The organism is Ureibacillus suwonensis (genome assembly GCF_042655065.1).
In the GTDB taxonomy this organism is placed as follows: domain Bacteria; phylum Bacillota; class Bacilli; order Bacillales_A; family Planococcaceae; genus Ureibacillus; species Ureibacillus suwonensis.
On the sequence record NZ_JBHSNQ010000146.1, the window covers coordinates 1 to 5895 of the forward strand.

A 5895-nucleotide genomic window follows, 5' to 3' on the forward strand; every position below is an offset into this window, starting at 1 on the left:
AGGGATTTTTGAGTGTGTGGTTACCTCATAAATACCCTAATTTTAAGGGGGTGGCAAGTTTTTTTTATATAAAACTAGTTATATCAACAAAAACGTAAGTTTTATTAAGTAATTTTTGACAATACGAAAATAAATTAGGGGAGTTTTCTATGAAAAGACTTGTTTTATTGGGCGGCGGTTATGGAAATATGCGCATTTTGTTGCGTTTATTGCCTAACCAATTTCCAGAGGATACAATGATCATTTTAGTGGACCGTAACCCGTTCCATAGTTTGAAAACCGAGTTTTACGCACTTGCAGCAGGAACAACAACGGATAAAAAAGTGCGTGTGAATTTCCCGGAGCATGAACGATTGGAAAAAGTGTATGGAGAAGTTACTAAAATCGATCGCAAAGAGAAAAAAGTCTATTTGGAAGACGGCAGAGAAATACCGTATGATGATTTAGTCATTGGGCTTGGATGTGAGGACGATTATCACGGTGTACCAGGTGCGGAGGAAAACACATTAAGCATCCAAACAATTGCAAACTCTCGCAAAACCTTTGAAATGTTATGCGGACTCCCTCCCGGTTCGGTGGTGGCCATTGTAGGAGCAGGTTTGAGCGGAATCGAAATTGCAAGCGAATTGAGGGAGAGCCGTTCCGATTTGCAAATCAAATTGTTTGACCGTTCAAAACGCATTTTGCGCGATTTTCCTGAAAAATTGAGCAAATATGTAAAAGAGTGGTTTGAAGATAATAATGTGGAAATCATTCCGAAATCGAATATCACCAAAGTGGAACCTGGAAAATTGTACAATCACGATGAAGTGATTGAAGCGGATGCGATTGTTTGGACAGCTGGTGTGCGCCCAGTGAAAATTGTCCGGGAAATGGATGCTCAAAAAGACAAAAAAGGCCGTCCACTTGTCAACCAATATTTCCAATTGGTTGATGATGAACATGTCTATGTTGTCGGAGATTGTGCATCATCCGATTTGCCTGCGAGTGCGCAGCTGGCGGAAGAACAAGCTGAACGGGTTTCCCAGGTGTTGAAATTGCGATGGAAAGGCGAAAAATTGCCGGAAAAAATGCCGGAAATCAAATTAAAAGGTTTTATGGGTTCATTAGGGAAAAAACAAGGGTTTGTATATATTGCCGATAAAACAATGACCGGCAGAATCGCCCGCCTATTGAAGTCTGGTTTGCTTTGGATGTATAAACGTCAAAACGATAACTGATTGCAAAAATTCGCAAGTACTTAAGGGTGCTTGCGAATTTTTGGCTGTTTGGATGCCGGTTATTCAGCGGGTACGAAACCCAATTTTTCAAGTGCCTTGAATACAGGCTTTATTTGGATATATCCTTCCCCGACCACTTCATCATTAATGAGGACAAGGGGATAAAAAAATTCATCATTATGAATGCGCTCAGCGTATTCCTGATCCCGTTTGTCCGTCAATGGCTGATTGATGTCAATGTAGCGGATTTTAAAAGGCTGATCCGGAAATTTACGGCTGATGGCGGCTTCCAACCATTCATAAGTATCTTTGGAAGAAGGGGCATTGACGCAGCTGGCGCAAATTTGGTCTGCGCCGTAAACTTCTATTATAGGTATTTGATTCTTCATTTTATAACCCCTTTCAGAGCGATTTATAATGGATTTTTTCTCTTGTTCACATTATAATGATTTTAATGAAAGGAGTCGAGAAAGATGACAAATGCTGAACAATTTGAACAAGTAAAAGAAGTTTTAGATAAATTGCGCCCGTTCTTACTTCGTGATGGAGGCGACTGCGAGCTCATCGATGTGGAAGACGGCGTAGTAAAATTGCGTTTGCTGGGTGCATGCGGTTCATGCCCAAGCTCCACAATCACGTTAAAAGCCGGCATCGAACGCGCATTATTGGAAGAAGTGCCCGGCATTGTAGAAGTAGAACAAGTTTTCTAATTGAAAAATCAGATTCCTTAATTGATAACGGTGTACCCGCTCGTTTGCAGGGGTACGCCGTTTTGTCTTTTTGTTTATTGAAATGGATTGCATAGTAAGGATCTGATAAGGAATTATAATGAAAGCAGTTTGTTTGTCATAAAAAGGATTTCACTGTTATTATATTGTTTAAGGAAGGTGATTCGGATGACTGCGGAAAAAAGAGTAATTGAATTGACTGAAGCAGCTGCCTATCGCATCAAAGAGATGGCAAAGCATAACGAAGAGGAAGGTGCTTATTTGCGCCTGGCTATCCATGGCGGAGGATGCAGCGGTCTTACGTATGGCATGAATTTTGATCAGAATATCAATGAAGACGATTATACCGATGAACAACATGGCATTAAAATTTTGGTTTCACAGCAGGATGCACCCATTTTGATGGGCACAAAAATCGATTATAAACAATCTTTGATGGGCGGAGGATTCACCATCGACAATCCGAACGCCATCGCTTCCTGCGGCTGCGGTTCATCTTTCAGAACGGCGAAAGTGGCCGGCACGCCGGAAGAATGTTAAGGAAAGATTGCATGGTTGCGGCAATACAGCATGTACACAAAAGAATATAACCACCCTGATTTGGGAAGAAAGGGTAAGAGATTTTGGCCTCTTTGATTTGTATGTTACGGACTGCAAATTAAAGAGGTTTTTTGTTGCGGTTTTATGACTGCCGTATAATTCCAACGTAGGGCTTACCTTACTTTAAATAAATGAAGGAATCCGTTATATACTAAAATAAACTGAATTGAAGAGGTGGAATGTATGGGTTTGTTTGACGGATTAATGGGCAATGCGTCGGAAGTGGATGTTGAGAAAATCAATGAAGAATTAAAGGAAATCTTGACATCATCGGAAAAAGTGGAGCATGCATATAAAGTGATCAGGGACATGTTTGTTTTTACAAATAAACGGTTGATCCTCATCGATAAACAGGGAATGACGGGAAAGAAAGTGGAGTACCATTCCATACCTTATAAAAGTATCGTGCATTTTTCAGTGGAAAATGCGGGAACTTTTGATTTGGATGCGGAATTGAAAATATGGTTATCCGGAAGGGAACTGCCGATTGAAAAAACTTTTAATCGAACGGCAAATATTTATAATGTTCAACGGGTTTTGGCGGAGTATGTACTGAAATAAAGGTTGGTTCTTGAAAAGGCTGTCTCCAATGGCGGCCTTCTTTTATTGTTTTTCATACTTTGGGGAATCGGTTCATCACTTCAATATGTTCAAAAACTTTTGGAAATTGTAATATAGTGGGTAGTAGACAAAGGGGGATTACATATGAAAAAAAATCGGGGAAATGTATGGTTAGGAGCTGGGGCGGTCGTCGTCAACTCCGAAGGGAAATGGCTTGTGGTAAAAAAGAAGTATAGCGGATTAAAAGGCGTTTGGTCCATTCCTGCAGGCTTTGTCCAAATCGGTGAAACGGCCGATGAAGCGGCTCTCAGAGAAGTGAAAGAAGAGACTGGGATCGACTGCATTGTCACCGGAATGGTCGGATTCCGCACCGGGGTCATCCGCGGGGAAGTAAGCGACAATATGGCCATTTTTGCCTGCAAGCCCATCAATGATAATCAGCCGATCCGCATCCAGGAAGAAGAATTATTCGAAGCGAAATGGCTTTCGGTGAACGAATTATTGACTTGCGGAGAATCTTCCGTCATGTTGCAAAGCATGGCAAGCGATTCATTGATCCACTATCAACTTTCCAAGAATGATGGCATTAATCCGGGCGATTGGTTTCAATATACGTCCTATCGGGTGTTTTTTAATAAATAAATATATTTGGGAAAATGAAAACATACAATCATAAAAAAGTGATACAAGGGGGAATCAAAAAGGAAAAACGTAGGGGTTTGTAAATAGGAATTTTTCAGGGGATTCACGCTAAAAAAAATTTAATCACAAGGTGATGGGGGAAATTTATGAATGGGCTTTCCATTGTCATCGGCGCCATTTGTGTGCTTGTCATCGGCTACCGTTTATACGGGTATTTCTTTACAAAAAAAGTGTTGTTGATCAATGATAAAAAGCCGACACCCGCCCATGAATTAAACGACGGAAAAGATTACGTGCCAACGAACAAATGGGTGGCTTTCGGGCATCACTTTGCGGCGATTGCCGCAGCCGGCCCGCTGGTGGGTCCTGTGCTTGCCGCCCAATTCGGTTATCTGCCTGGGCTGTTATGGCTATTAATTGGAGCGGTTATTGGCGGCGCTGTGCATGATGCGGTGGTGTTATTCGCTTCAATGCGGAAAAAAGGGAAATCGCTTTCAGAGGTGATGAAGGAAGAGCTCGGGCCAGTGGCAGGATTTTGTACAGGTCTTGCCATGTTATTCATTATTACCATCACGATGGCCGGCCTTTCCATGGTTGTTTTAGGTGCGTTGGAACGGAATCCATGGGGAACTTTCGCGGTGGCCATTACAATTCCGATTGCCATGCTGGTCGGAATCGCCTATAAGAAAACAGGAAATTTGATTGCCACATCTGCCATCGGATTTATTTTATTGGTGATCGGCGTTTTTGTGGGTCCATATATCCAAGGAACGGTTCTTGGGGAATGGCTGACATTGGATCGCCAAACTTTGGCCATTATTTTACCGATTTATGCGTTTTTTGCTGCAGCGTTGCCGTTTTGGTTTTTGCTTGCGCCAAGGGATTATTTGTCCAGCTTCATGAAAATTGGAGTGTTCATAGCGCTGATTATCGGAGTATTTTTCGTGAATCCTGTCATTCAATTCCCGGTGGTGACTGAGTTTATTCATGGCGGTGGGCCAATCATTGCCGGTCCGGTATGGCCTTTCGTATCCATTACCATTGCTTGTGGAGCCATTTCCGGTTTCCATGCATTTATCGGATCCGGAACGACACCGAAGATGTTGGATAAATGGGAAGATATCCGGGTTGTGGGATTTGGTGCGATGCTGGTGGAAAGTTTGGTGGGGGTCATGGCGCTCGTTGCCGCCACTTCCTTGCATCCTGCTGATTATTTCGCCATCAATGCAGCACCGGCCGTATTTGCCACATTAGGGATGGAAGTTGTCAACCTGCCGCAATTGTCCCAAGCGATTGGCATCGACTTGGAAGGAAGAACAGGCGGTGCAGTGTCCCTTGCCGTAGGGATGACGCAAATCTTTACGGGTGTTCCATGGTTTACGCATTTGAGCGGCTATTTCTATCAATTTGTCATTATGTTTGAAGCGGTGTTCATCTTGACTGCCATTGATGCAGGTACCCGTGTTGCCCGCTACTTGATTCAAGATTTCTTGGGTGACGCGATCAAACCATTAAAACGCACGGACTGGTGGCCGGGTACAATCTTTGCGAGTGCATTGGCTTGCTTCATGTGGGGGTATTTGTTGTACACCGGAGAAATTGGTCCGATCTGGACGCTCTTCGGTGTCTCCAATCAGTTGATGGCTTCCATCGGGCTGGTGCTCGGCGCAACGGTCATCTTAAAAATTGCAACGAAGCGAATTTATGTATTAACTTGCATCATTCCTCTGGTATACCTTTATATTTCAGTCAATGTTGCCGGGATCTGGATGATTAAAAACGTGTACTGGAATTCCGCTTCAGCAGGCTATTCCGTATTGAATGGAGTATTGTCCGTCATCATGTTGATCTTAGGTGTTGTCATCGTTATTACAGCCTTGAAATCATGGGTGAAGTTATGGAACAGTCCGAGATTTGTGAAAGGAAAAGCCATAGGGGCAGTATAAAAAATGAAAGGAAGCTGGGACAACACCCTCTTCCAATGAGAAAAGGAGAATTTGAGCTGGCTCAAATTCTCCTTTTTAGTGCGCCTGGCATGGGTGTAATCTATAGGGTGTAAGTCCCGAACTGTGAAGGCAGAAGTAACAGTTAGCTTAACGCAAGGGTGTCCGTGGTGACGCGGAATCTGAAGGAAGCGAGCGGCA

Annotated in this window: 7 protein-coding genes; 6 read left to right on the top strand and 1 reads right to left on the bottom strand. The window is 43.1% G+C overall.

Annotation, left to right across the window (positions count from 1 at the left end; translation table 11 throughout):
- Window positions 1-149 precede the first annotated feature (149 nt).
- A complete protein-coding gene (locus tag ACFPOH_RS11455) occupies window positions 150-1220 on the top strand; it encodes an NAD(P)/FAD-dependent oxidoreductase (protein WP_390309746.1) in 1071 nt (356 codons plus the stop codon).
- Between the two features lie 59 nt (window positions 1221-1279).
- Here ACFPOH_RS11455 and ACFPOH_RS11460 read toward each other — a convergent pair whose 3' ends face one another.
- Window positions 1280-1609 carry a YuzD family protein gene (locus ACFPOH_RS11460; RefSeq protein WP_342468819.1) on the bottom strand — a complete coding sequence of 110 codons (330 nt, stop codon included), beginning with the start codon at window positions 1607-1609 and terminating at the stop codon, window positions 1280-1282.
- 84 nt (window positions 1610-1693) lie between these two features.
- Between ACFPOH_RS11460 and ACFPOH_RS11465 the strand changes: the two genes are divergently transcribed.
- From ACFPOH_RS11465 to ACFPOH_RS11485, 5 genes are all read left to right on the top strand, one after another.
- Complete coding sequence (locus ACFPOH_RS11465) at window positions 1694-1930, top strand: NifU family protein (RefSeq protein WP_141602719.1); 237 nt, start codon at window positions 1694-1696, stop codon at window positions 1928-1930.
- A gap of 186 nt (window positions 1931-2116) precedes the next feature.
- Window positions 2117-2488, top strand: a complete 372-nt coding sequence (locus ACFPOH_RS11470; protein WP_342468820.1) for a HesB/IscA family protein — start codon at window positions 2117-2119, stop codon at window positions 2486-2488.
- A 243-nt stretch (window positions 2489-2731) separates the two neighbouring features.
- Window positions 2732-3109, top strand: a complete 378-nt coding sequence (locus ACFPOH_RS11475; protein WP_342468821.1) for a PH domain-containing protein — start codon at window positions 2732-2734, stop codon at window positions 3107-3109.
- A gap of 144 nt (window positions 3110-3253) precedes the next feature.
- The gene (locus ACFPOH_RS11480; protein ID WP_342468822.1) at window positions 3254-3751 is read left to right on the top strand and encodes an NUDIX hydrolase; all 498 of its coding nucleotides are present in this window, start codon (window positions 3254-3256) and stop codon (window positions 3749-3751) included.
- Between the two features lie 146 nt (window positions 3752-3897).
- Complete coding sequence (locus tag ACFPOH_RS11485) at window positions 3898-5697, top strand: carbon starvation CstA family protein (protein ID WP_390309749.1); 1800 nt, start codon at window positions 3898-3900, stop codon at window positions 5695-5697.
- Window positions 5698-5895: the final 198 nt, after the last annotated feature.